This is a genomic window from Streptomyces collinus (assembly GCF_031348265.1).
GTDB lineage: Bacteria > Actinomycetota > Actinomycetes > Streptomycetales > Streptomycetaceae > Streptomyces > Streptomyces collinus.
Map to the genome: position 1 here is coordinate 4,987,399 of NZ_CP133771.1, position 22,533 is coordinate 5,009,931.

The following is a 22,533-nucleotide window of genomic DNA, read 5'->3' on the forward strand; positions in this document are numbered from 1 at the left end:
GCGCGTGCGGCACGGCATCCGCATTTCCGAACGCCCTTCCGGGGACGCCGCACCGGCATGCACAGCCTGTGGACGGCCGAACGCCCCCCGAACCGATCGCGTTAACATGACGAGAAATCGTCCGGTACCCGGAGCGGACTGGAACGGGAAGGCCGCCGTCGAGTGAACACAACCCCACAGCCAGACCCCAAGGACCGCCCCGCGCGGCTCACCGTCGGCGTCGTCGGCGCCGGCCGCGTGGGTCCCGCGCTGGCGGCGTCCCTGCAACTCGCCGGGCACCGCCCGGTCGCCGTCTCCGCCGTCTCGGAGGCCTCCCGGCGCCGCGCCGGGCAACTGCTGCCCGACGTGCCGGTGATGCCGCCCGCCGAGGTGCTCCAGCGGTCCGACCTGGTGCTGCTGACCGTTCCCGACGACGCGCTGCCCGGCCTGGTCACCGGCCTCGCCGACACCGGGTCCGTCCGGCCGGGCCAGCTCCTCGTCCACACCTCCGGGCGCTACGGCACGCGGGTCCTCGACCCCGCCCTGCGCGCGGGCGCCCTGCCGCTCGCCCTGCACCCCGCGATGACCTTCACGGGCACGCCCGTGGACGTCCAGCGCCTGGCCGGCTGCTCCTTCGGCGTCACCGCGCCCGAGGAGCTGCGGCTGGCCGCCGAGGCCCTGGTCATCGAGATGGGCGGTGAGCCGGAGTGGATCGCCGAGGAGAACCGGCCGCTCTACCACGCGGCCCTCGCCCTGGGCGCCAACCACCTGGTCACGCTGGTCGCCCAGTCCATGGAGCTGCTGAGCGCCGCCGGCGTCTCGGCCCCGGACCGGATGCTCGGCCCGCTGCTCGGCGCGGCTCTGGACAACGCCCTGCGCTCCGGCGACGCGGCCCTGACCGGCCCGGTCGCGCGCGGGGACGCGGGCACGGTCGCCGCGCACGTCACGGAGCTGCGCCGGCACGCCCCGCAGACCGTCGACGGCTACCTGGCGATGGCCCGCGCGACCGCCGACCGGGCCCTGGCCCACGGCCTGCTGAAGCCGGAACTCGCCGAGGACCTCCTCGGGGTACTCGCCCACGGGACCGACGGCACCGACGGCACCGAAGGGGACGCCCGATGACCACCACCCTGCTGCGCACCGCCGGCGAACTGCACGCACGCGCGCGTGCGGGCCGCCGCGCCGTGGTGATGACCATGGGCGCGCTGCACGAGGGCCACGCCACACTGATCCGCACCGCGCGCGGCATCGCCGGGCCGGACGGCGAGGTCGTCGTCACCGTCTTCGTCAACCCGCTCCAGTTCGGCAAGGGCGAGGACCTCGACCGCTACCCGCGGACCTTGGACGCCGACATCGAGCTCGCCGGACAGTCGGGCGCGGACGTCGTGTTCGCGCCCTCCGTGGACGAGGTCTACCCCGGCGGCGAGCCCGAGGTCCGCATCACCGCCGGCCCCATGGGCGAGCGCCTGGAGGGCTCCTCCCGGCCCGGCCACTTCGACGGCATGCTCACCGTCGTCGCCAAACTCCTGCACCTCACCCGTCCCGACCTCGCCCTGTACGGCCAGAAGGACGCCCAGCAGCTCGCGCTGATCCGCCGCATGGTGCGGGACCTGAACTTCGGCGTGGAGATCGTCGGCGTGCCCACCGTCCGCGAGGAGGACGGCCTGGCCCTGTCCAGCCGCAACCGCTACCTGTCGGCCGCCGAGCGGCGCACCGCCCTCGCCCTGTCCGGGGCCCTGTTCGCGGGCCAGGACCGGCACGCCGCGCAGGAGGCGCTGCTGGCCCGGGCCCGCGAAGTGCCCGCCACGCGCGCGCGTGCCGAGGCGCTCAGCGCCATAGGGGAGTCCCGCGCGGCGGCCGACACGCACGCCGTGGCGACGGCCGTCCCGGGCGGCCCGGCGGCCGTGCGCGCCGCCGCCCGCCAGGTCCTCGACGAGGCCGCGCGCCTCGACCCGCCGCTCGCGCTGGACTACCTCGCCCTGGTCGACCCGTCCGACTTCACGGAGATCGGGGACGACTTCACGGGCGACGCGGTCCTCGCCGTCGCCGCCCGGGTCGGGGCGACCCGGCTGATCGACAACATCCCCCTCACCTTCGGAAGCTTCGGAGCCGCCTCGTGACCACCACAGGCATACGACTGCACGCGCCCGCCGCAGGGTGGTCCATCGCCGCGGACGTGGTCGTCGTCGGCTCCGGCGTCGCCGGGCTGACCGCGGCCCTGCGCTGCGAGGCCGCCGGCCTGCGCACGGTCGTCGTCACCAAGGCCCGTCTCGACGACGGCTCCACCCGCTGGGCCCAGGGCGGCATCGCCGCGGCCCTCGGCGAGGGCGACACCCCCGAGCAGCACCTCGACGACACCCTGGTCGCGGGCGCGGGCCTGTGCGACGAGGAAGCGGTCCGCCTCCTCGTCACCGAGGGCCCCGACGCCGTACGACGCCTCATCGAGACCGGCGCCCGGTTCGACGAGTCCGAAGGCGAGCTGGCGCTGACCCGCGAGGGCGGCCACCACCGCCGCCGCATCGCCCACGCCGGCGGCGACGCCACCGGCGCCGAGATCTCCCGCGCCCTGGTCGAGGCCGTCCGCGCGCGGGGCATGCGCACCGTCGAGAACGCGCTCGTCCTGGACCTCCTCACGGACGCCGAGGGCCGCACCGCCGGTGTCACCCTGCACGTCATGGGGGAGGGCCAGCACGACGGGGTGGGGGCCGTCCACGCCCCCGCGGTGGTCCTCGCGACCGGCGGCATGGGCCAGGTCTTCTCCGCCACCACCAACCCGTCGGTGTCGACGGGCGACGGCGTGGCGCTCGCGCTGCGGGCCGGCGCGGAGGTCAGCGACCTGGAGTTCGTCCAGTTCCACCCGACCGTGCTGTTCCTCGGCGCGGACGCGGAGGGCCAGCAGCCCCTGGTCTCCGAGGCCGTGCGCGGCGAGGGCGCCCACCTGATCGACGCCGACGGCGTGCGCTTCATGGTCGGACAGCACGAACTCGCCGAACTCGCCCCCCGGGACATCGTCGCCAAGGGCATCACGCGCCGCATGCTGGAGCAGGACGCCGAGCACATGTACCTCGACGCCCGGCACTTCGGCGCCGAGATGTGGGAGCACCGCTTCCCGACGATCCTGGCCGCCTGCCGTGCCCACGGCATCGACCCGGTCACCGCCCCCGTCCCCGTGGCCCCGGCCGCGCACTACGCCTCCGGCGGCGTCCGCACCGACTCCCACGGCCGGACGACCGTCCCCGGGCTGTACGCGTGCGGCGAGGTGGCCTGCACCGGCGTGCACGGCGCCAACCGCCTGGCGTCCAACTCCCTGCTCGAAGGCCTCGTCTACGCCGAGCGCATCGCGGACGACATCGCCGCGAACGGACTGCACGCGCGCGTGCCCCAGCCGCTCCCGCACCCGGAGATCCCCGAGCACCCCCTGCAGACCCCCGAAGCCCGCTTCACGATCCAGCGGATCATGACGGCCGGGGCGGGCGTCCTGCGCTCGGCGGGCTCCCTCACCAAGGCCGCCGACCAGCTCCAGCGCCTGCACACCGACGCCCGGGAGGCCCTCGCCGAGAACGGCAAGACGGCCGAGGCCGGCGTCGACACCTGGGAGGCCACCAACCTCCTGTGCGTGGCCCGCGTCCTGGTCGCCGCCGCCCTGCTGCGCGAGGAGACCCGGGGCTGCCACTGGCGCGAGGACCGCCCCGAGCGCGACGACAGCGCCTGGCGCCGGCACATCGTCGTGACCCTGAACCCGGACCGCACGCTGGCCGTGCACACCACGGACACCACAGACTTCCCCCCGACGACCTTCCCGCCCCAGGCCCCCCAGGAGCAGTGACCGACGTGAGCACCCCCGACCTTCCCCTCGCCTCCTCCGGAGGCTGCTCAGACGGCTGCGCCTGCGGCGCGGACGACGAGGTATACCTGGAGTGCGGCCTGGACCCCGCACTCGCCCAGCTCCTGGCCGACGCCGGCCTCGACCCCGTCGAGGTCGAGGACATCGCCAACGTCGCCCTCCAGGAGGACCTGGCCCACGGCGTGGACGTGACGACGGTGGCGACCATCCCCGAGGACGCGGTGGCCACGGCCGACTTCACCGCCCGCGAGGCCGGCACCGTGGCCGGGCTGCGCGTCGCCGAGGCGGTCGTCTCGGTGGTCTGCCAGGAGGAGCTGGAGATCGAGCGCCACGCCGAGGACGGCGACCGCGTCGAGGCGGGACAGAAGCTCCTCTCCGTCACCACCCGCACCCGCGACCTCCTCACCGCCGAGCGCAGCGCGCTGAACATCCTGTGCCGCCTGTCGGGCGTCGCTACGGCCACGCGCGCGTGGGCGGACGTCCTGGACGGCACCAAGGCCAAGGTCCGCGACACCCGCAAGACCACGCCGGGCCTGCGCTCCCTGGAGAAGTACGCGGTCCGCTGCGGCGGCGGCGTCAACCACCGCATGTCCCTCTCGGACGCGGCGCTGGTCAAGGACAACCACGTGGTCGCGGCGGGCGGTGTAGCCCAGGCCTTCCAGGCGGTCCGCGAGCGCTTCCCCGACGTCCCCATCGAGGTCGAGGTCGACACCCTGGACCAGCTCCGCGAGGTCCTGGACGCCGGCGCCGATCTGATCCTGCTGGACAACTTCACGCCGGGCGAGTGCGCGGAGGCGGTCGCGATCGTCCAGGGCCGCGCCGCTCTGGAGGCATCGGGCCGCCTCACCCTCGACAATGCCAAGGCCTACGCGGACACCGGCGTCGACTACCTGGCCGTCGGGGCCCTCACCCACTCCTCGCCGATCCTGGACATCGGCCTCGACCTGCGGCCGGCGGAGTAGGGAGCGGGTACGGGCCATGCTGCTGACGATCGACGTAGGAAACACCCACACCGTGCTCGGACTGTTCGACGGCGACGAGATCGTCGAACACTGGCGCATCTCCACCGACGCCCGCCGCACGGCCGACGAGCTGGCGGTCCTCCTCCAGGGCCTGATGGGCATGCACCCGCTCCTCGGCGACGAACTGGGCGACGGCATCGACGGCATCGCCATCTGCGCCACCGTCCCCTCGGTCCTGCACGAACTCCGCGAGGTGACGCGCCGCTACTACGGCGACGTCCCGGCGGTCCTCGTCGAACCGGGCGTCAAGACGGGCGTCCCGATCCTGACCGACAACCCCAAGGAGGTCGGCGCGGACCGCATCATCAACGCGGTCGCCGCCGTCGAGCTCTACGGCGGTCCCGCGATCGTCGTCGACTTCGGCACGGCGACGACGTTCGACGCGGTCAGCGCGCGCGGCGAGTACGTCGGCGGGGTCATCGCCCCCGGCATCGAGATCTCCGTCGAGGCCCTCGGCGTGCGCGGCGCCCAGCTCCGCAAGATCGAGGTGGCCCGGCCGCGCAGCGTCATCGGCAAGAACACGGTCGAGGCGATGCAGTCGGGCATCATCTACGGCTTCGCCGGCCAGGTCGACGGCGTGGTCAGCCGCATGGCCCGCGAGCTGTCACAGGACGCCGACGACGTCACCGTGATCGCGACGGGCGGGCTGGCGCCGATGGTCCTGGGCGAGTCGTCGGTGATCGACGAGCACGAACCGTGGCTGACGCTGATCGGCCTGCGGCTGGTCTACGAGCGGAACGTGTCGCGCATGTGAGGTGCCGGGGGCGGGCGGGGCTCTGGGCGGGACGAGTGGTCCCCCACGCCACACCCGCCCCCTATGCGAGATTTGTCTGATTAGCGCGTATCGTCGCCGCATGCCCACGCCATACGGATCCCGCGGCGGTCTGGCGTTCGGCGCGGAGGAGCTGCGTGTGCTCCGCCGCGCTCTCGCCCTTGCCCTCCACCCCGCCCCTGCCTCGGCCGACGACGTCCAGGACTGTCTCCGTCTCGCAGAGTCGCTCGACGAGGCGCTGCGGGAAGGAGCCAGGCTGCGCGCCTTCCTCGTGGCCGACCTGGGCCGGTACCGCGCCGCCCTCCCCGGCACCGCCGCCGGCTACCTCGCACTCCTGGACGAGGCGCTGGATGCCGGTTACCGCCCCCTGCCCGACGACCTCGCCGCCCTGCGCGCCCTGCGCGGCAACCCCGCCGCAGCGGCCCTCCTGGACCGCTGCACGGTCGCCCCCCTCACCGCCGCCCCTCTCCCCGCGGCCACCGTCCCCGGCTCCCGCACCCGCCTGCTGGCGCTCCCCGGGGGCCGCTGCGCCTCCGGCGGCGACTCCGCGGGGGACGGCCCGGAGAAACAGCCCGAGAAGAAGCCCGTACGCAAGCCGCCGGCGCCCAAGCCCGCCCCGGCCCCCGCCCCGGGCACCCCGAAGCCCTCCCGTCCGATCCCCACCCCGGGCGAGGTCTTCCCGCGCCGCAAGCCGGCACCGCCGCCCCCGGCCAACCCCCAGCAGCTCGCCGCGGGCTGACGTGGCTACCCTGGATCCATGGACTACGTCTCCGCGCTCCTGCCCCCGGCCGTCATGGCCGTCTTCTTCATCGGCGTGATCCGGGTGATCGTGAAGACACAGGGCGGCGCCAACAAGGCCAAGGAGGACGCGGCCGTGGACGCCGCCCTCGCGCGCATGGAGGGCGCCGGCCGGCCCACCGCGACACCTCCGAAGGCCGACGCCTGACCCCACTCCCTCCGAGGGCGTACGACTCGGCGGACCCGCCCCCCGCGGCGCCCGCACTTCGAGTCGTACGCCCTTTTTGTTCCCGTTCGCCGGTGAAGCGCACGTCCGCCACGCCATAACCGTGATCTCCCACTATTGTTCTGAGCGTGCCTCGCCCATTGGGAGAACTCGAAGACGCGGTCATGTCGCGGGTGTGGAAGTGGAACCGCCCGGTGACCGTTCGAGAAGTCCTGGAAGATCTTCAGAAGGAGCGGTCCATCGCGTACACCACCGTGATGACCGTTTTGGACAATCTCCATCAGAAGGGCTGGGTGCGCCGCGAGGCTGAAGGCCGTGCCTATCGATATGAGGCCGTCTCCACCCGCGCCGCCTACGCGGCCGCCCTGATGAACGACGCCTGGTCGCAGAGCGACAACCCCGCGGCCGCTCTCGTCGCCTTCTTCGGCATGATGAGCGAGGAACAGCGCCGGTCGCTCAGCGATGCCGTACGCATCGTCCAGGGCCCGGAAACCCAAGAACCGACCGAACCGTCGGAATCCGCGGAACGGGCCGAACGAGCGGAACCCCGACAAGGTCTGCCGGAGAACCCCGCCTCCGCTCAGGGCGACGGCGGGCGATAGCGTCCGGTCATGTCCGCGAAGAGCCCCGAAGCCACCGCAAAAGCCATCACCGTCCGACGGGCCCGCACCAGCGATGTCCCGGCCGTGCGCAGCCTCCTTGACGCCTACGTCCGCGGCGGCATCCTGCTCGACAAAGCGACGGTGACGCTTTACGAGGACATCCAGGAGTTCTGGGTCGCGGAACGGGACGACAACGCCGAGGTCGTCGGTTGCGGTGCGCTGCACGTGATGTGGGAAGACCTCGCGGAAGTCCGCACTCTCGCGGTGAAGCCCGGCCTCACGGGGGCGGGCGTCGGACACCATGTGCTGAAGAAGTTGCTGCAGACCGCCCGCTGGCTCGGCGTTCGCCGTGTTTTCTGCCTGACCTTCGAAGTCGACTTCTTCACCAAGCACGGCTTCGTGGAGATCGGCGAGACGCCCGTCGACACGGATGTCTACGCGGAGCTGCTGCGTTCCTATGACGAGGGTGTCGCGGAGTTCCTCGGACTCGAACGAGTGAAACCGAACACCTTGGGCAACAGCCGGATGCTTCTACATCTGTGATCGCCGGCCGCTAGTGGGCCGCGAGAGCGCCCGGCCGGTTCGTCAAGGCATATTCCGCGACGCCCGCCCCTGCCCCGGTGCCCTATGTCCGAAACGCGCACGTTTCCGGACCGAGCCCGGGCTGCCGGTCTCTGCCGGGGGTTTGTGTTTTCCCGGGAAAAGCGGTTTGCTTTCCGAGGTACTGCAGTACTGCATATAACAGGGGACGGCGATACGGCGGACGCCGGCACTCCCCCGGCCCTTGAAGATATCGATGAAAGGAAATCCGGTGGCACAGAAGGTTCAGGTCCTTCTTGTCGACGACCTCGACGGTGGCGAGGCGGACGAGACCGTGACGTTCGCGCTGGACGGCAAGACGTACGAGATCGATCTCACCACTGCCAATGCGGACAAGCTCCGTGGCCTTCTCGAGCCTTACGTGAAGGGCGGTCGGCGTACCGGAGGCCGTGCTTCGGGCGGGCGCGGAAAGGCGCGCGCCGCGTCGGGCGGCAGCCAGGACACCGCGGCGATCCGCGCCTGGGCGAAGGAGAACGGCTACGAGGTCAACGACCGCGGCCGTGTTCCCGCGACCATCCGCGAGGCTTACGAGAAGGCCAACGGCTGATCAGCGGCACTGCCGACCCTGCGCACGCAAGGCCGGTGGCTGGGCGCCCGCGCGCCGCAGCCGGACCCGGTGACATTGGGTGGCCACCGTGTTCACCAGCCGCACGAGACCGGGGGCGTTCCCACCCGCCCCCAGCGCCGACAGTGTCGGCAGCGAGGCCTCGACCTCGCATCCCGGCTCGGGGGGCCGCAGCCACACGGCGGCCCCCTGGGAACCGGCCCGGCCCGGGCGGCCGGACGGCGGTGACGCGCCCCTGAGCGGTGCGTCCCCCTCCTCGCGAGGCGCCGGGCACGATGGCGCCGCCATGAGACCGCCCGCCCCGATCGCCCCGAGATCCAGCGGCAGGGACCCCCAGTCCAGCCACTCCAGCAGCCCGGGAAGCTCCTCCGCGCTGCCCGCGGCCACCAGGAACAGCATCCGGTCGCCGTGCAGGGCAACGGGAGAGCCCGGCACCAGGCGCCGCAGCGCCGCGTGCCCCGCCTCCGCCGGGACGTCCAGGACGTCGTAGCGCACCCCCACCACCAGCCGCAGCGGATCGCCGGGCACCGTCGGCCACCCCAGTTCGTTCTCGTACCACCGCCGGACCTGACCGCTCGCGCCGGCCGCGTCGAGCGGCCGGCGGGGGAGCGGAAGGAACCGGGATGCGGACGCGATCACGGGGTGAGGGGCGCCGAACATGCCAAGTGCAACAGTCGGAAGGCCGTGCAAGTTACGCTGGGTCGCGCCGCAAGTGCGCAGAGTGGCGAATTGGGGGCGTGCGGGGGGCGCGGGGAGGCGCAAGGTTGTTCGCCCGTAGCGGAGGGAACGGGGGCGCTCGGCATGGACTTCCGGTCCCCACGGGTAAGACATCCCTAGTGGGAGGGGGCGACACGCAGGAAAGGACGTCTCACGTTCGCCATCGGCGTACTGGCGAGTGGGGTATCTGCCTGGCCTGCGGGAACATCGTCTCGCACCATCGGGTTGGAGCAGATGTCGGCGTTCGGGGTCAGGAGGCCAAGGACGGTGTCGGCAGTTGGAATGAGCGGTCCCCGCTTGCGGGACTAAGCTGCGGAAGGACAGGGAGGGGAAGTTCCCCCCACTGCCTGACCGCTCTGAGGAGCGATTAACGATGTTCGAGAGGTTCACCGACCGCGCGCGGCGGGTTGTCGTCCTGGCTCAGGAAGAAGCCCGGATGCTCAACCACAACTACATCGGCACTGAGCACATCCTCCTGGGCCTGATCCACGAGGGTGAAGGTGTCGCCGCCAAGGCCCTTGAGAGCCTCGGGATTTCGCTCGAGGCGGTCCGCCAGCAGGTGGAGGAGATCATCGGCCAGGGCCAGCAGGCCCCGTCCGGCCACATCCCCTTCACCCCCCGTGCCAAGAAGGTCCTGGAGCTGTCGCTCCGCGAGGCCCTTCAGCTGGGCCACAACTACATCGGCACGGAGCACATCCTGCTCGGCCTGATCCGCGAGGGCGAGGGCGTCGCCGCCCAGGTCCTCGTCAAGCTGGGCGCAGATCTCAACCGGGTGCGGCAGCAGGTCATCCAGCTGCTCTCCGGTTACCAGGGCAAGGAGACCGCCGCCGCCGGCGGTCCTGCCGAGGGCACCCCCTCCACGTCCCTGGTCCTCGACCAGTTCGGCCGGAACCTCACCCAGGCCGCTCGTGAGTCCAAGCTCGACCCGGTCATCGGGCGCGAGAAGGAGATCGAGCGGGTCATGCAGGTGCTGTCCCGCCGTACCAAGAACAACCCGGTCCTGATCGGTGAGCCCGGCGTCGGCAAGACCGCCGTCGTCGAGGGCCTCGCCCAGGCCATCGTCAAGGGCGAGGTGCCCGAGACCCTCAAGGACAAGCACCTCTACACCCTGGACCTCGGCGCCCTGGTCGCCGGCTCCCGCTACCGCGGTGACTTCGAGGAGCGCCTGAAGAAGGTCCTCAAGGAGATCCGCACCCGCGGCGACATCATCCTGTTCATCGATGAGCTGCACACGCTGGTCGGAGCGGGTGCCGCCGAGGGCGCCATCGACGCGGCTTCCATCCTGAAGCCGATGCTGGCCCGCGGTGAGCTGCAGACCATCGGTGCCACCACGCTGGACGAGTACCGCAAGCACCTGGAGAAGGACGCGGCCCTGGAGCGCCGTTTCCAGCCCATCCAGGTCGCGGAGCCGTCCCTGCCGCACACGATCGAGATCCTCAAGGGTCTCCGTGACCGGTACGAGGCCCACCACCGCGTCTCCATCACCGACGAGGCGCTGGTCCAGGCCGCCACCCTGGCCGACCGGTACATCTCGGACCGCTTCCTGCCGGACAAGGCGATCGACCTGATCGACGAGGCCGGTTCCCGGATGCGCATCCGCCGGATGACCGCGCCGCCGGACCTGCGCGAGTTCGACGAGAAGATCGCCGGCGTCCGCCGCGACAAGGAGTCCGCGATCGACTCGCAGGACTTCGAGAAGGCCGCCTCCCTCCGCGACAAGGAGAAGCAGCTCCTGGCCGCCAAGGCCAAGCGGGAGAAGGAGTGGAAGGCCGGCGACATGGACGTCGTCGCCGAGGTCGACGGCGAGCTGATCGCCGAGGTCCTCGCGACCGCCACCGGCATCCCGGTCTTCAAGCTGACCGAGGAGGAGTCCTCGCGTCTGCTGCGCATGGAGGACGAGCTCCACAAGCGGGTCATCGGCCAGAACGACGCCGTCAAGGCGCTGTCGAAGGCGATCCGCCGTACGCGTGCCGGTCTGAAGGACCCGAAGCGCCCCGGTGGCTCGTTCATCTTCGCCGGCCCGTCCGGTGTCGGTAAGACCGAGCTGTCCAAGGCGCTCGCCGAGTTCCTCTTCGGCGACGAGGACGCGCTGATCTCCCTCGACATGTCGGAGTTCAGCGAGAAGCACACGGTCTCGCGTCTCTTCGGTTCGCCCCCCGGCTACGTGGGCTACGAAGAGGGCGGCCAGCTCACGGAGAAGGTCCGCCGCAAGCCGTTCTCGGTCGTCCTGTTCGACGAGGTCGAGAAGGCCCACCCGGACATCTTCAACTCGCTGCTGCAGATCCTGGAGGACGGTCGCCTGACCGACTCCCAGGGCCGGGTCGTGGACTTCAAGAACACGGTCATCATCATGACGACCAACCTCGGCACCCGGGACATCTCCAAGGGCTTCAACCTGGGCTTCGCCGCCCAGGGCGACACCAAGTCCAACTACGAGCGCATGAAGAACAAGGTCTCGGACGAGCTCAAGCAGCACTTCCGGCCCGAGTTCCTCAACCGCGTCGACGACGTGGTCGTCTTCCCGCAGCTCAGCCAGGCCGACATCCTCAAGATCGTCGACCTGATGATCGACAAGGTCGACGAGCGCCTGAAGGACCGGGACATGGGCATCGAGCTCTCCCAGTCCGCCAAGGAGCTGCTGTCCACGAAGGGCTACGACCCCGTGCTGGGCGCGCGTCCGCTGCGTCGCACCATCCAGCGCGAGATCGAGGACTCGCTGTCGGAGAAGATCCTCTTCGGCGAGCTGCGTCCCGGTCACATCGTGGTCGTCGACACGGAGGGCGAGGGCGAAACCAAGACCTTCACCTTCCGCGGCGAGGAGAAGGCGGCCCTCCCGGACGTCCCGCCGATCGAGCAGGCGGCCGGCGGCACGGGTCCGAACCTGAGCAAGGACGCGTAAGCGTCACGGCCGAGTGAAAGGGGCCGGTGCCTTCCGGGGCACCGGCCCCTTGTCTCTGCCCGGCGTCAGATGCGGAAGACCTCGGCGGCGGGGAAGAGCTCGGCGTAGGGGTCGAGGGACTCCGCACTGTCGACCGGGGTGGCGACGCCCACGGTGCGCAGTCCGGGCAGGCGCGAGGCGAGGACCCGCAGCGCCTGCGGGGGCGGGGGAGTCGCGAGGAACTGGAGGTCCCGGACACCGGGCAGTTCCGGCATGGCGTCGTGCGCGTACGCCTCGGGCTGCCCGTAGAGCGACAGCGTCGTGAGCGCGGGGAGACCGGCCACCTCGGACCAGTCCTCGGCACCGAGGTACTGCTCGCCGGACACGCCGAACGCGAGGGACTGGAGCGTGGGCCACCGGGTCAGGCCGCGCAGCCCCGTCGAGCGGATGGACCCCATCCCCAGGAAGAGACTCAGCAGGGGCGCCTCCACGGGGAGGACGTCGGTGAGGACGTCCCCCGGAAGACTCTGGGCGATGGAGAGCCGCGTCAGCAGCGCCAGCGACCCCAGCCCGGTGAGGTCGGCCCCGCGGTCGAAGACCGACAGGTCGGTGAGCGGCAGGTCCGCCAGGCTCGACAGGCCCACGGCGTCCGGGCAGCGCTGGAGCCGCAGGGAGCTCAGGGACCGGAACGCCCGGAGCTCCCCCAGATGCCCGAGGCCCGGGTTGTTCCGCAGGTGCAGCAGGCGGACCGCGGCGGGGTCGGGGACGCAGTCGATGAGCGCGGCCGCGGTGAGCGGGCCGTCGAACCGCAGCCTGTGCCAGGGGCGCATCAAGCTGAGCGCCGCCCTCTGCTCGGCCGACTCGCAGACCAGGGAGAGGCCGTCCCGCTCCAGGTGGTCGAGCACCTCGATCGCATACTCGCGCGTGTCGAAGCGGCTCCAGGTGCCGGCCAGCTGGCGCCGTACGTCGAGATCCGGATGGTCGCGGAAGCGGCGCAGCACCGCCAGGGCGCCCTCGTCCTCCTCCGCCCCGAGGAGTGAGGCGGTGACGGCGACGCCGTGGGCCTCCTCGGCGGTCAGTCCCTCCGGCCCGGGCAGCAGCTCCAGGACCAGCAGGCCCGCCTCCGCGAGGGCCTTCGCCTCCTCCGTCGTACGCGGCGGCACCAGAGCCCCGGCCCGTTCCTCCACCTCGGCCCGCACCCCGGGATCCAGGGCCGCGGCGTGTTCGAGGCAGGCCAGGGCGAGGAGGGTCAGCCGCGGGGTGCCCTCGGCCAGCAGCCGGCGCAGCAGAGCGGCCCGTTCCCGGGGGCGGGCGTGCGCGACCGCCATGCGGATCACGTCCTCCCAGAGGCTGTCGCCCGCGTGCCCGGCGAGGACGTCCAGGTGGCCCTCCTCGACGGCGTACCGGGCGCCCAGGTAGTCCTGGAAGGTGCGGTGGACGAAGTCGACGACGCCCTCGCCGGGCCGGCGGAGCAGGCCGCTGCGGAGCAGGAGCGTGCGCAGCACCGCCTCGGCGTCACCCTGTCCCGACCCCGGCGCGACGACCGGCAGACAGCGGGCCACGATGCCCTCGGCCGTCTCCAGGTCCATCTCCGTGTTGCCGCTCAGCACCAGCGCGTAGGCGAGGCGCTGGAGCACCTCCAGCTGGGCCTCCTCGCCCAGCTCGACGCCGTCCACCGCGCCCATGCCCCGTTCCCGGTCCCGGCGCGCGAGCAGCATCGCGAGGGCGGCGTCGTACAGCTCCTTGCGGCCGGTGGGCAGATAGCCCCGCCGCTCCCGGTGCAGGGCGCAGATCAGACCGCACATCAGGGGGTTGGTGGCGAGGCGCGCCAGGTCCCGTTTGGTGCGCAGGGAGTCCAGGAGCTGTGTCTCGTACTCGGGCGCCTGCGCGGCCGCGTGCCAGCGGTGCACGAACGTCGCCACGTCGGCGCGGCGCATCGGGGTGAGGGTCAGTTCCCTGAAGCCCTCGGTGGCCAGCCAGTCCGGGCGTACGGCGGTGGGGCGTGAGGTGAGCAGCCAGTGGTTGCCGGGGAAGGCGTGGATCAGGGCGAGCAGCCAGTCGCGGGTGCGGTGCCGGTCGGCGGCGGGGATCTCGTCGAGGCCGTCGACCAGGACCAGCCCGCGCCCTTCGGCCAGGACGCGTTCCGCCCAGCCCTCCGGCGGGGTGAGGGGGCAGGCCACCGCCGTGAGGAAGGCCGCGGGGGCGGGGAGCGTGCCCGAGCGGACCAGGGTGCGCAGGGGGAGGACGAACGGGACGCGGGTCGCGTCCCGGGCGGCGGTCACCGCCAGCCACTGCACGAGCGTGGTCTTCCCGGAGCCGGCGTCGCCGCGCAGCATGACCCGGTCGTGGCTGCTGAGGGCCTCCTCCGCGGGCAGCCGGGCGGCGGCGGTGGCGGCGCCCGTGTGCTCGCCCGGCGGCGCGTCGGACACGCCGGTCTGCTCGCCGCTGGTCGCCTCAAGACTGAGGTAGGCGACTTCCAGGGGCCAGCGGTCCGGGGAGTCCCGCAGGTCGATGCCGTAGATGGTGATGTGGTTGTGGCGCTCGGCGGCATACGGCCGGTAGCGGCGTTCGAAGGCGGCGTCGCGGGCGTACGGGCGGGGTGCGCGGGTGAGCAGCTCGTCGACCTTGGCGATCAGTTCCGCCTGGCCGCGGGTCTGCTCGACGAGGGAGCGGGCGACGAAGGTGGAGCGGCGGGTGAAGAACTCCAGGATGTTCAGGCACGCCCACTCGGTCGCGTAGTCCAGGAAGTGGCAGGCGTCCGCGGACAGACCGTCGGGGGCGGGGCCCGCGCGGTGCAGTCTCATGGCCAGCTCGCGGTGACCGAGGCGGACCGCCTGGACGTCGTCCATGTCGAGGTCGCCGAGGGCGAGGAGCCTGCGGGCCAGGGTGTCGGTGACCGCGATCCGCTCGTCGGCCGGGAAGGGCGGCTCGCCGGGGGATTCCACCGCCTGTGCCACGAGCTGCGCGGCGAGCTTGTGGACGTCCCGCTCGTCCAGGGTGCGTTTCTCGCCCCGGAAGGACACGAGAGCGGACAGGCGTACGGGCTTGTCGACCAGGCCCGCTCCCGGTCCGTCGGGGCGGAAGAGCTTCTTCAGCAGCGGGGTCACCAGTGCGGACGCCAGCTTGCCGCCGAGTACCGTCGGATCCAACCGCCTCACCCCCGTGATCACGTGAACGGGGGTGAGACTACTAGCAGTTGACCAGGCGGGTCAGGACAGCTGCCCGTCGTAGTCCGGCAGTTTGTACGTCTTCTCGGCGTGGCCGCCCGAGAGGTCGGTGCTGCTGTTGCCGATGTTCGCGATGATCGTGTAGCCCTTGCGTTCGATGTCGACGCGCTGGGCCGTCTTGTACTCGGCGACGTTCTTGAAGAGGTCGATGAAGTTGCGGACGTAGAGCCCCGAGACCTGGTAGCCCGTCTGCTTCAGGTTGTACTGGGTGAACGAGGCGATGATGTCCGGCCGGGCGGTCACGAAGAAGAGGGCGACGCCGCGTTCCTGCGCGTATCTGGCGGCCGCCAGGACCGGCTTGTTGGCCGGTTGCGGGTAGCTGAAGCCGAAGTCCGTCTCCAGCGCGGTGTTGTCGATGTCGAGGACGATCGCCTGCTTCTCGCCCGGCTTCGCGGCCGCGATCCGCTGTTTCAGATAGGGCAGCGCCTGGTCCATCACGGCCTGGCAGTCCTTCTGCCAGGTGCCGTAGTCGACGTCCGCGGCTGCGGCCGTGGGGGCGGCCGCGGGGGCCCGGGTGGCGGTGGTGGCGTCGGCCGGTGCGGCCATCGCCAGGAGGGCTGCGGCCGATACGGCGGTCACTGATGCGCGGCGCAACCAGGGGCGTCGGGTCTGCATGTCGTGGGGGTCCTCTCACGTCCGTGACGCTGCCAACATGTCGTGTGCATGTTCGTGCGCGAGGGTGGCGCGAAGGGAACCGTAGGGTTACCGGGCGGTAGGCGCCTAGAGGCGTGCGCCACATTTCAGGAATGGCCGAAGAGTGCCCCCGGTGACATGCCGCACAGGCGATATGTCCGTTACTAGCTGGAATAGTGGATAACGGAACGGGAGAAAAGGGATTCTTGCCCCGCTGTGGGTGCGGAAGTGCGGGCCAGTGCCCTGATTCGTCCCGAATGACTGCTGTGTCAAGAGACTTAGAACACTGAACCAAATTACTAACTAGCGTCGTAGATCACGCTTTTGGGTGTTTGTCGGGCCTCGGGTTACCAAGGGATGGCCACACGGCGAGCGACTGTGCGCCGGGTGGTTTTCTCCGTCCCCTTCCATACGAGGTTTCGATGTCCCAGCGCGTCACGTCCCGTTCTTCCCGTACGTCCCAGCTCCGCACCCGTGCGACCGTGCTGGCCGCCGGCCTTGGTGTCTCGGTCGCACTGGGAGCCGGGGTCGCGTCCGCCGCCGACACCACGGCCGCGTCCGGTGCCGCCAGTGCCGTCCAGGCGCAGGCCGCCGCCCAGGCCAAGGCCGCCAAGGCCGAGGCCGTGAAGGCCGAGAAGGCCGCCAAGGCCGCCGCCGCGAAGAAGGCCGCCGAGAAGAAGGCCGCTGTCGCGAAGGCGGCCGCCAAGAAGGCCGCGCCGTCCTGGGTCGACCCGGTGAAGAAGTACAAGCTCTCCGCGTCCTTCGCCCAGAACGGCGGCATGTGGCAGTCCACCCACAGCGGTCAGGACTTCGCCGTGCCGAGCGGCACCCAGGTCGTCGCCACCCACGGCGGCACCGTGGTCAAGGCCGGCGGCAACGGCGCCGGTGACGGTCCCGCGTACGGCAACGCCGTCGTGATCAAGCACGGCAACGGCACGTACTCCCAGTACGCCCACCTGTCGAAGGTCACGGTGCACGTCGGCCAGATCGTCAAGACCGGCCAGGAGATCGCCAAGTCCGGCAACACCGGCAACTCCAGCGGCCCGCACCTGCACTTCGAGATCCGCACGACCCCGAACTACGGCTCGGCGGTCGACCCGGTGAAGTTCCTGCGCGCCAAGGGCGTGACGGTCTGACCCGCCTGTGAGGCGCAGGCCCTAGGAGCCCCCGGCTCCCCGGTGGGCCTGGGCCACCAGGTCCGTGGCGACCTCGAGGACGGCTTTGTTCTTCTCCTCGGGGTCGTCTCCCATGTCCTGGAGCAGGAACATGCCGGCGTGCAGCGTGAAGATCGCGCTGGCGTAGCGGACCTGGTCGACCAGGGCGGCGTCCGGGTCGACGATGATGTCGCGCAGGCTGTGGATGCGCGCCTTGAAGGACTCGCCGATCCGCAGGTCCCGGACCGTCGCCTGGTTCTCGTGCATGAAGCGGAACAACGGCGCCGCCTCGGCGAGCGCTGCGGCGTAGCGGCGGACGATCTCCTGCTTGGTGGCCAGGGTGTGCGGCTGCTGCCGGCCCCACTCGATCAGGTCCTCGATCGGCTGGGTGAGGTCCTCGAAGATGCTGACGAGGATCTCTTCCTTCGTCTTGAAGTGGTAGTAGAGCGCCGCTTTGGTGACCTCCAGGCACTCGGCGATCTCGCGCAGGGAGGTCTTCTCGTAGCCCTGCTCCGCGAAGAGTTCGAGGGCCACGTCCTGGATGCGCCGGCGGGTGTCCCCGCGGCGCCGCTGCCTGGTGCCGTCCATGGTGCCGCCCATCCTCCTACGTCCCCCGCTTTCCATAAAACTTACTTGACGACCGGCTAGTTCCAGGTCTAGCTTCCGAGTGTAGTCACTAGCCGGTCGACAAGTAAGTAGCGGTAGCTGGGGGAGTGGGAGCGATGACGGACACGACGGAGACACCGGCGGCCGACGCCGGGGAGAAACAGCCCAGAAGCGTGCGGGTGGTGCTGCTCGCGCTGATGATCGCCATGATGCTCGCGATGCTCGACAACATGATCATCGGTACGGCGATGCCGACGATCGTCGGTGAGCTGGGCGGGCTCGAACACCTCTCCTGGGTCGTCACCGCCTACACGCTCGCGACCGCTGCCTCCACTCCGCTGTGGGGCAAGCTCGGCGACATGTACGGCCGCAAGGGCACGTTCCTGTCGTCCATCGTCCTCTTCCTCATCGGCTCCGCGCTCAGCGGCATGGCCCAGAACATGGGCGAACTGATCGGCTTCCGCGCCGTGCAGGGCCTCGGCGCCGGCGGTCTGATGGTCGGCGTCATGGCGATCATCGGCGACCTGATACCGCCCCGGGAGCGCGGCAAGTACCAGGGCATGATGGCCGGCGTCATGGCGCTGGCGATGATCGGCGGTCCGCTGGTCGGCGGCACCATCACCGACAACTGGGGCTGGCGCTGGGCCTTCTACATCAACCTGCCGCTCGGCGCGGTCGCGCTGGTCGCCGTCAGTGCGGTGCTGCACCTGCCGAAGAAGCGCTCCAAGGCGCGGATCGACTACCTGGGGGCCGCGCTGCTGACCGTCGGCATCACCGCGATCGTGCTCGTGACGACCTGGGGCGGCACCGAGTACGCCTGGGGCTCCGCGCGGATCATGGAGCTGATCGGCATCGGGGTCGCCGCCCTGGTCGGGTTTGTGTTCTGGCAGACCAGGGCCGCCGAGCCGGTGGTGCCGCTGCACATCTTCCGCAGCCGCAACTTCACGCTGATGTCGGTCATCGGCTTCATCACCGGCTTCGTGATGTTCGGCGCCACGCTCTTCCTGCCGCTCTACCAGCAGTCCGTGCAGGGCGCCTCCGCGACCAACTCCGGGCTGCTGCTCCTGCCGATGCTCGGCGCGATGCTGGTGACCTCGATGGTCGCCGGGCGGGTGACCACGAACACCGGCAAGTACAAGGTCTTCCCGGTCGTCGGCAGCGCGCTGATGATCGTCGGGCTGTATCTGCTCTCCACCATGGACACCGGGACCTCCCGTCTGACGTCCGGTGTCTTCATGGCCGTGGTCGGACTCGGCATGGGCTGCCTGATGCAGATCACCATGCTGGTCGCGCAGAACAGCGTGGAGATGAAGGACATGGGCGTCGCGTCCTCGTCGACCACCCTGTTCCGCACGCTCGGCTCCTCCTTCGGCGTCGCGATCATGGGCGCTCTGTTCAACAACCGCGTCCAGGACGTCATGAGCGAGCGGGCCGGGGCGCTGGGCTCCAAGGTGACCGAGCAGTCGGCCCAGCTCGACGCGAAGAGCCTGGAGAAGCTGCCGGTGCTGGCCAGGGAGGCGTACCAGCACGCGGTCTCCGCCGGCACCCACTCGGCGTTCCTGCTGGGCGCCGTGGTCGCGGTGGTCGCCCTCGTGGCGGCCGTGTTCGTGAAGGAAGTGCCGCTGCGGGGAGCGGGGCCGAAGGAGGACGGCAAGCCGGACGCCCCGGCTGCCCAGCCGCCCGTCGTGGAGACCGTCTGACCGCACCGCAGGAGGCCCCCGGGAGTGTCCGCCCGGGGGCCTTCGGCATGCCCCGGCCTCCGGGGGGGGGGCACACACCCGTCACGCCTGGGCCGGGGTGCGAGCCGGGGGCCGTTGTCAGACCCCCGTGCCACCATCGGTCGCATGGACAAGACGCGCCAGATCCGGCTCGCCAAGGACGCCATGGACCGGGACTGGGCCGACCCCGGGCTCGACCTGGACACCGTGGCCGCGCACGCCGGGTACTCGCGCTACCACTTCATCCGCGCCTTCAAGGAGGCGTACGGCGAGACCCCCGGCCAGTACCTCACGCACCGCCGCATAGAACGCGCCGAGGACCTGCTGCGCACGGCGAACCTGTCGGTGACGGAGATCTGCCACCTGGTCGGCTTCAGCAGCGTCGGCACCTTCTCGGCCCGCTTCAAGACCTGGACCGGCCTGACCCCCAGCGAGTACCGGACGAAACACGTGGGCCGGGGCGCCGCCCTCATACCCGGCTGCTACGCCATGCTCTGGGCCGGCGGTTTCCGCTCCGCGCCCGGCGCCGGCAAGCAGAACCCTTCCGGAGAGGCGCAGCAGCGCAATTCCGGAGAAGCGGGCTGACACCCCCGCTGCCTACCGTGGCAGGGCGGGCACGACCGGCCGCAGTCACAGCCGCAGCGGCAGAGCCACAGCCACAGAGTCAGCGCAGGAGCACGCCATGATCAAGGGTCTCGCCATCTCGACCGTCTGGGTCCTCGACCAGGACCGGGCGAAGGAGTTCTACACGCAGAAGCTGGGTCTTGAGGTCCGTACGGACATGACCATGGGCGAGGGCGGCATGCGCTGGCTCACGGTCGGCTCACCGAACCAGCCCGAGGTCGAGCTGACGCTCATGGTGCCCGGCGGGCCCGCCATGGACCCCGAGTCCGCCGAGATGCTCAGGAAGCTGGTGACCAAGGGGGCGCTCGGCGCGGGCGTGCTGACCACCGACGACATCCACGGCGACTACAAGAAGCTCAAGGACCGGGGCGTGGAGTTCCTCCAGGAGCCGCAGGAGCGTCCGTACGGCACGGAGGCGCTGTTCCGCGACGACTCGGGCAACTGGTTCTCCTTCACCCAGCCCCGCGAGGGCGGCCTCGACATGGACCAGGACTGGACCTGCTGACCCGCCGCGGCACCCTCACGACCCCGGCAGCATCGGGTAGCTCCCCGTGTTCGTCGGCGCGTGTTCCGGCAGCCACAGCACGGCGACCGCCCCCTCGGCCGGAAGATGCTCCGGCGTCCCCGGGGTGCGGACGTTGCGGAAGGTCAGCCGGGCTCCCAGTACCCGGGCCTGCCCGGCCGCGATGGTCAGGCCGAGTCCGTGGCCGTGCCCGGCGCGGTCCTTGCTGCCGGTGCGGAAGCGGCTCGGCCCCTCGGCGAGCAGGTCCTCGGGGAAGCCCGGGCCGTGGTCGCGCACGCGGATGACCCGGCCCTCGACGCTGACCTCGACGGGCGGCTTGCCGTGCCGGGCCGCGTTGGCCAGGAGATTGAACAGCACGCGCTCCAGGCGGCGCGGGTCGGTGGTGACCTCCGACTCGTGCACGATGCGCACCTCGATGGCCGGGTCCTTGGCCGCCACCCGCCGGGCGACGAACTCGCCGAGCATGATGTCCTGCAGCTCCGCCCGCTCGGAGGCCCCGTCGAGGCGGGCCACCTCCAGCACGTCCTCGACCAGCGTGCGCATGGCCTTGGCCCGGTCCAGCACCAGCTCGGTCGGGCGTCCGGGGGGCAGCAGTTCCGCGGCGGTGAGCAGCCCGGTCACCGGGGTGCGCAGCTCGTGCGCGATGTCGGCGGTCACCCGCCGCTCGGCCTCGATGCGCTGCCGCAGCGCGTCCGCCATGGCGTCCACCGCGCTCGCCAGGTCGTCCGTCTCGTCCCGCACGACCCCGCCCATGGCGTCCCGCACCCGCACGTCCGTCTCGCCGCCCGCGAGCTGGCCCGCCGCGATGGCCGCCTTGCGCAGCCGCCGAGAGAGGTGCCCGCCGATCAGCACCCCGAGCGCGCTGCCGCCGAGGACGACCGCGATGGACCCGATGAGCAGGGCCTGGTCGAGGTCCTGAAGGATGTCGGAGCTGCGGTCGGTGAAGCCCGAGTGCAGGGACATCACCTGCCCGTTCTTCAGGGGCACGGCGGCCCATATGTCGGGCACGTCACCCGGCCGGTCGGCCACGTACGTCGCCCGCTGGCCCGCCTCGACCCGCTCCCGCAGCGCATGCGGCAGATCCGGGTCGTTGATCTTGGTGTTGGGGAAGTTCATCCGCCCGGACAGCTCGAAGTTGCGCTGGGCGATCATGATCCGCTCGTCGGCGAGGTCACGCGCGTTGTCCAGCATCGAGACCCGGGCGGCGTTGTGCACGACGAGGCTCAGCGCGACCGCCACCAGCGCACCCACCAGTGCGATGGCCGCGCTCAGCTTCCATCTGAGGCCCGTACGGATGCCCGCACGCTCCAAGCCCGCGGCGACCAGGCGCCGGAAGTGCCCCCTCATATCCCTGCCCCTGCTCAGGCCTTCAACTTGTAGCCGAATCCACGGACCGTCTCGATCCGGTCCTGGCCGATCTTCTGCCGCAGCCGCTGCACATGCACGTCGACGACGCGGGTGTCCCCGCCCCAGCCGTAGTCCCACACCCGCTCCAGCAGCTTGTCGCGGGAGAGCACCGTGCCCGGCGCCGAGGAGAACTCCAGCAGCAACCGCATCTCGGTGGGCGTCAGCGCCACCGGCTGTCCGGCGCGGCGGACCTCCATGCCCTCGGTGTCGACCTCCAGGTCCCCGAAGGCCAGCACGCCGCCGCTCGCCGGGGCGGCCGGCTCGTCGCCTCGGCCGCCGCCCGCGTGCCCGAAGCGGCGCAGCACCGCGCGGATCCGGGCGACCAGGACCGCACCGTCGAACGGCTTGGTCACATAGTCGTCGGCGCCCGCCTCCAGGCCCAGCACGACGTCGATGGAGTCGGCCCGCGCCGACAGCATGATCACCGGCACGGTCGACTCGTCGCGGATGCGGCGGCACAGGCTGACACCGTCGAGGCCGGGGACCATGACGTCCAGCAGCGCGATGTCGGGGCGGTCCGCCCGGAACGCCTCCAGGCCAGAGAGCCCGTCGGGCATCGCGGTGACCACGAAGCCGTCCCGTTCCAGGGCGAGCTGGGTGGCCTCGCGGATGACGTCGTCGTCCTCGACGAACAGGACATGGGTCTGGTCTGCCATCCCGGTGCTCTCTGTCCTCTGTGGTTCGTGGGGTGCGTTCCA

General features: G+C 71.2%; 21 protein-coding genes. 15 read left to right on the forward strand and 6 right to left on the reverse strand.

Going from position 1 to position 22,533, the window contains the following annotated elements:
- Nucleotides 1-162: 162 nt before the first annotated feature.
- From RFN52_RS22695 to RFN52_RS22740, 10 genes are all read left to right on the forward strand, one after another.
- Nucleotides 163-1,101, forward strand: a complete 939-nt coding sequence (locus tag RFN52_RS22695; protein ID WP_184848495.1) for a Rossmann-like and DUF2520 domain-containing protein — start codon at nt 163-165, stop codon at nt 1,099-1,101.
- Complete coding sequence (panC, locus tag RFN52_RS22700; protein ID WP_184848498.1) at nt 1,098-2,099, forward strand: pantoate--beta-alanine ligase; 1,002 nt, start codon at nt 1,098-1,100, stop codon at nt 2,097-2,099. The genes RFN52_RS22695 and panC overlap by 4 nt, the downstream gene beginning before the upstream one ends.
- A complete protein-coding gene (locus tag RFN52_RS22705) occupies nt 2,096-3,805 on the forward strand; it encodes an L-aspartate oxidase (protein WP_184848500.1) in 1,710 nt (569 codons plus the stop codon). The genes panC and RFN52_RS22705 overlap by 4 nt, the downstream gene beginning before the upstream one ends.
- A 5-nt stretch (nt 3,806-3,810) precedes the next feature.
- The gene (nadC, locus tag RFN52_RS22710; protein WP_184848502.1) at nt 3,811-4,785 is read left to right on the forward strand and encodes a carboxylating nicotinate-nucleotide diphosphorylase; all 975 of its coding nucleotides are present in this window, start codon (nt 3,811-3,813) and stop codon (nt 4,783-4,785) included.
- 16 nt (nt 4,786-4,801) lie between these two features.
- Complete coding sequence (locus RFN52_RS22715) at nt 4,802-5,599, forward strand: type III pantothenate kinase (protein ID WP_184848504.1); 798 nt, start codon at nt 4,802-4,804, stop codon at nt 5,597-5,599.
- Between the two features lie 100 nt (nt 5,600-5,699).
- Complete coding sequence (locus RFN52_RS22720) at nt 5,700-6,356, forward strand: hypothetical protein (protein ID WP_229856673.1); 657 nt, start codon at nt 5,700-5,702, stop codon at nt 6,354-6,356.
- An 18-nt stretch (nt 6,357-6,374) separates the two neighbouring features.
- The gene (locus RFN52_RS22725) at nt 6,375-6,563 is read left to right on the forward strand and encodes a hypothetical protein (protein WP_184848506.1); all 189 of its coding nucleotides are present in this window, start codon (nt 6,375-6,377) and stop codon (nt 6,561-6,563) included.
- A gap of 182 nt (nt 6,564-6,745) precedes the next feature.
- Nucleotides 6,746-7,183 (forward strand): BlaI/MecI/CopY family transcriptional regulator, encoded by a 438-nt coding sequence (locus tag RFN52_RS22730; RefSeq protein ID WP_229856691.1) that lies wholly within the window; start codon nt 6,746-6,748, stop codon nt 7,181-7,183.
- A gap of 9 nt (nt 7,184-7,192) precedes the next feature.
- Entirely contained in the window at nt 7,193-7,726 is a 534-nt protein-coding gene (locus RFN52_RS22735; protein ID WP_184848510.1) for an amino-acid N-acetyltransferase, read from the forward strand.
- A gap of 268 nt (nt 7,727-7,994) precedes the next feature.
- Nucleotides 7,995-8,330, forward strand: coding sequence for a histone-like nucleoid-structuring protein Lsr2 (locus RFN52_RS22740; RefSeq protein WP_107460317.1), 336 nt, complete (start codon nt 7,995-7,997; stop codon nt 8,328-8,330).
- On the opposite strand, the gene RFN52_RS22745 is transcribed toward RFN52_RS22740, so the two are convergent.
- Entirely contained in the window at nt 8,331-9,008 is a 678-nt protein-coding gene (locus RFN52_RS22745) for an SCO3374 family protein (RefSeq protein WP_184848512.1), read from the reverse strand.
- A 430-nt stretch (nt 9,009-9,438) separates the two neighbouring features.
- Here RFN52_RS22745 and RFN52_RS22750 point away from each other — a divergent pair, with 430 nt between their 5' ends.
- Nucleotides 9,439-11,964, forward strand: coding sequence for an ATP-dependent Clp protease ATP-binding subunit (locus RFN52_RS22750; protein ID WP_184848514.1), 2,526 nt, complete (start codon nt 9,439-9,441; stop codon nt 11,962-11,964).
- Nucleotides 11,965-12,029: 65 nt separating this feature from the next.
- Here the strand turns inward: RFN52_RS22750 and RFN52_RS22755 are convergent, their stop codons facing one another.
- Both RFN52_RS22755 and RFN52_RS22760 read right to left on the reverse strand, forming a co-directional pair.
- Nucleotides 12,030-15,092: an NACHT domain-containing protein gene (locus tag RFN52_RS22755; protein ID WP_184848516.1), complete on the reverse strand. Its 3,063-nt coding sequence runs from the start codon at nt 15,090-15,092 to the stop codon at nt 12,030-12,032.
- Nucleotides 15,093-15,152: 60 nt separating this feature from the next.
- Nucleotides 15,153-15,785, reverse strand: coding sequence for an HAD family acid phosphatase (locus tag RFN52_RS22760; protein ID WP_184848518.1), 633 nt, complete (start codon nt 15,783-15,785; stop codon nt 15,153-15,155).
- A gap of 440 nt (nt 15,786-16,225) precedes the next feature.
- Between RFN52_RS22760 and RFN52_RS22765 the strand changes: the two genes are divergently transcribed.
- Nucleotides 16,226-16,939, forward strand: coding sequence for a M23 family metallopeptidase (locus RFN52_RS22765; protein WP_184848520.1), 714 nt, complete (start codon nt 16,226-16,228; stop codon nt 16,937-16,939).
- Nucleotides 16,940-16,960: 21 nt separating this feature from the next.
- On the opposite strand, the gene RFN52_RS22770 is transcribed toward RFN52_RS22765, so the two are convergent.
- Nucleotides 16,961-17,557 carry a TetR/AcrR family transcriptional regulator gene (locus tag RFN52_RS22770; RefSeq protein WP_184848522.1) on the reverse strand — a complete coding sequence of 199 codons (597 nt, stop codon included), beginning with the start codon at nt 17,555-17,557 and terminating at the stop codon, nt 16,961-16,963.
- Nucleotides 17,558-17,679: 122 nt separating this feature from the next.
- Between RFN52_RS22770 and RFN52_RS22775 the strand changes: the two genes are divergently transcribed.
- The 3 genes from RFN52_RS22775 to RFN52_RS22785 all read left to right on the forward strand — a co-directional run bounded on the left by RFN52_RS22775 (nt 17,680) and on the right by RFN52_RS22785 (nt 20,410).
- The gene (locus RFN52_RS22775; RefSeq protein ID WP_184848523.1) at nt 17,680-19,263 is read left to right on the forward strand and encodes an MDR family MFS transporter; all 1,584 of its coding nucleotides are present in this window, start codon (nt 17,680-17,682) and stop codon (nt 19,261-19,263) included.
- A 144-nt stretch (nt 19,264-19,407) separates the two neighbouring features.
- On the forward strand, nt 19,408-19,866 hold the full coding sequence (locus RFN52_RS22780) for a helix-turn-helix transcriptional regulator (protein ID WP_184848525.1): 459 nt from the start codon (nt 19,408-19,410) through the stop codon (nt 19,864-19,866).
- Nucleotides 19,867-19,963: 97 nt separating this feature from the next.
- On the forward strand, nt 19,964-20,410 hold the full coding sequence (locus RFN52_RS22785; protein WP_184848527.1) for a VOC family protein: 447 nt from the start codon (nt 19,964-19,966) through the stop codon (nt 20,408-20,410).
- A gap of 15 nt (nt 20,411-20,425) precedes the next feature.
- On the opposite strand, the gene cseC is transcribed toward RFN52_RS22785, so the two are convergent.
- Entirely contained in the window at nt 20,426-21,775 is a 1,350-nt protein-coding gene (gene cseC, locus RFN52_RS22790; protein WP_184848529.1) for a two-component system sensor histidine kinase CseC, read from the reverse strand.
- Between the two features lie 14 nt (nt 21,776-21,789).
- Nucleotides 21,790-22,491 (reverse strand): two-component system response regulator CseB, encoded by a 702-nt coding sequence (gene cseB, locus RFN52_RS22795; protein WP_184848531.1) that lies wholly within the window; start codon nt 22,489-22,491, stop codon nt 21,790-21,792.
- Nucleotides 22,492-22,533 lie beyond the last annotated feature (42 nt).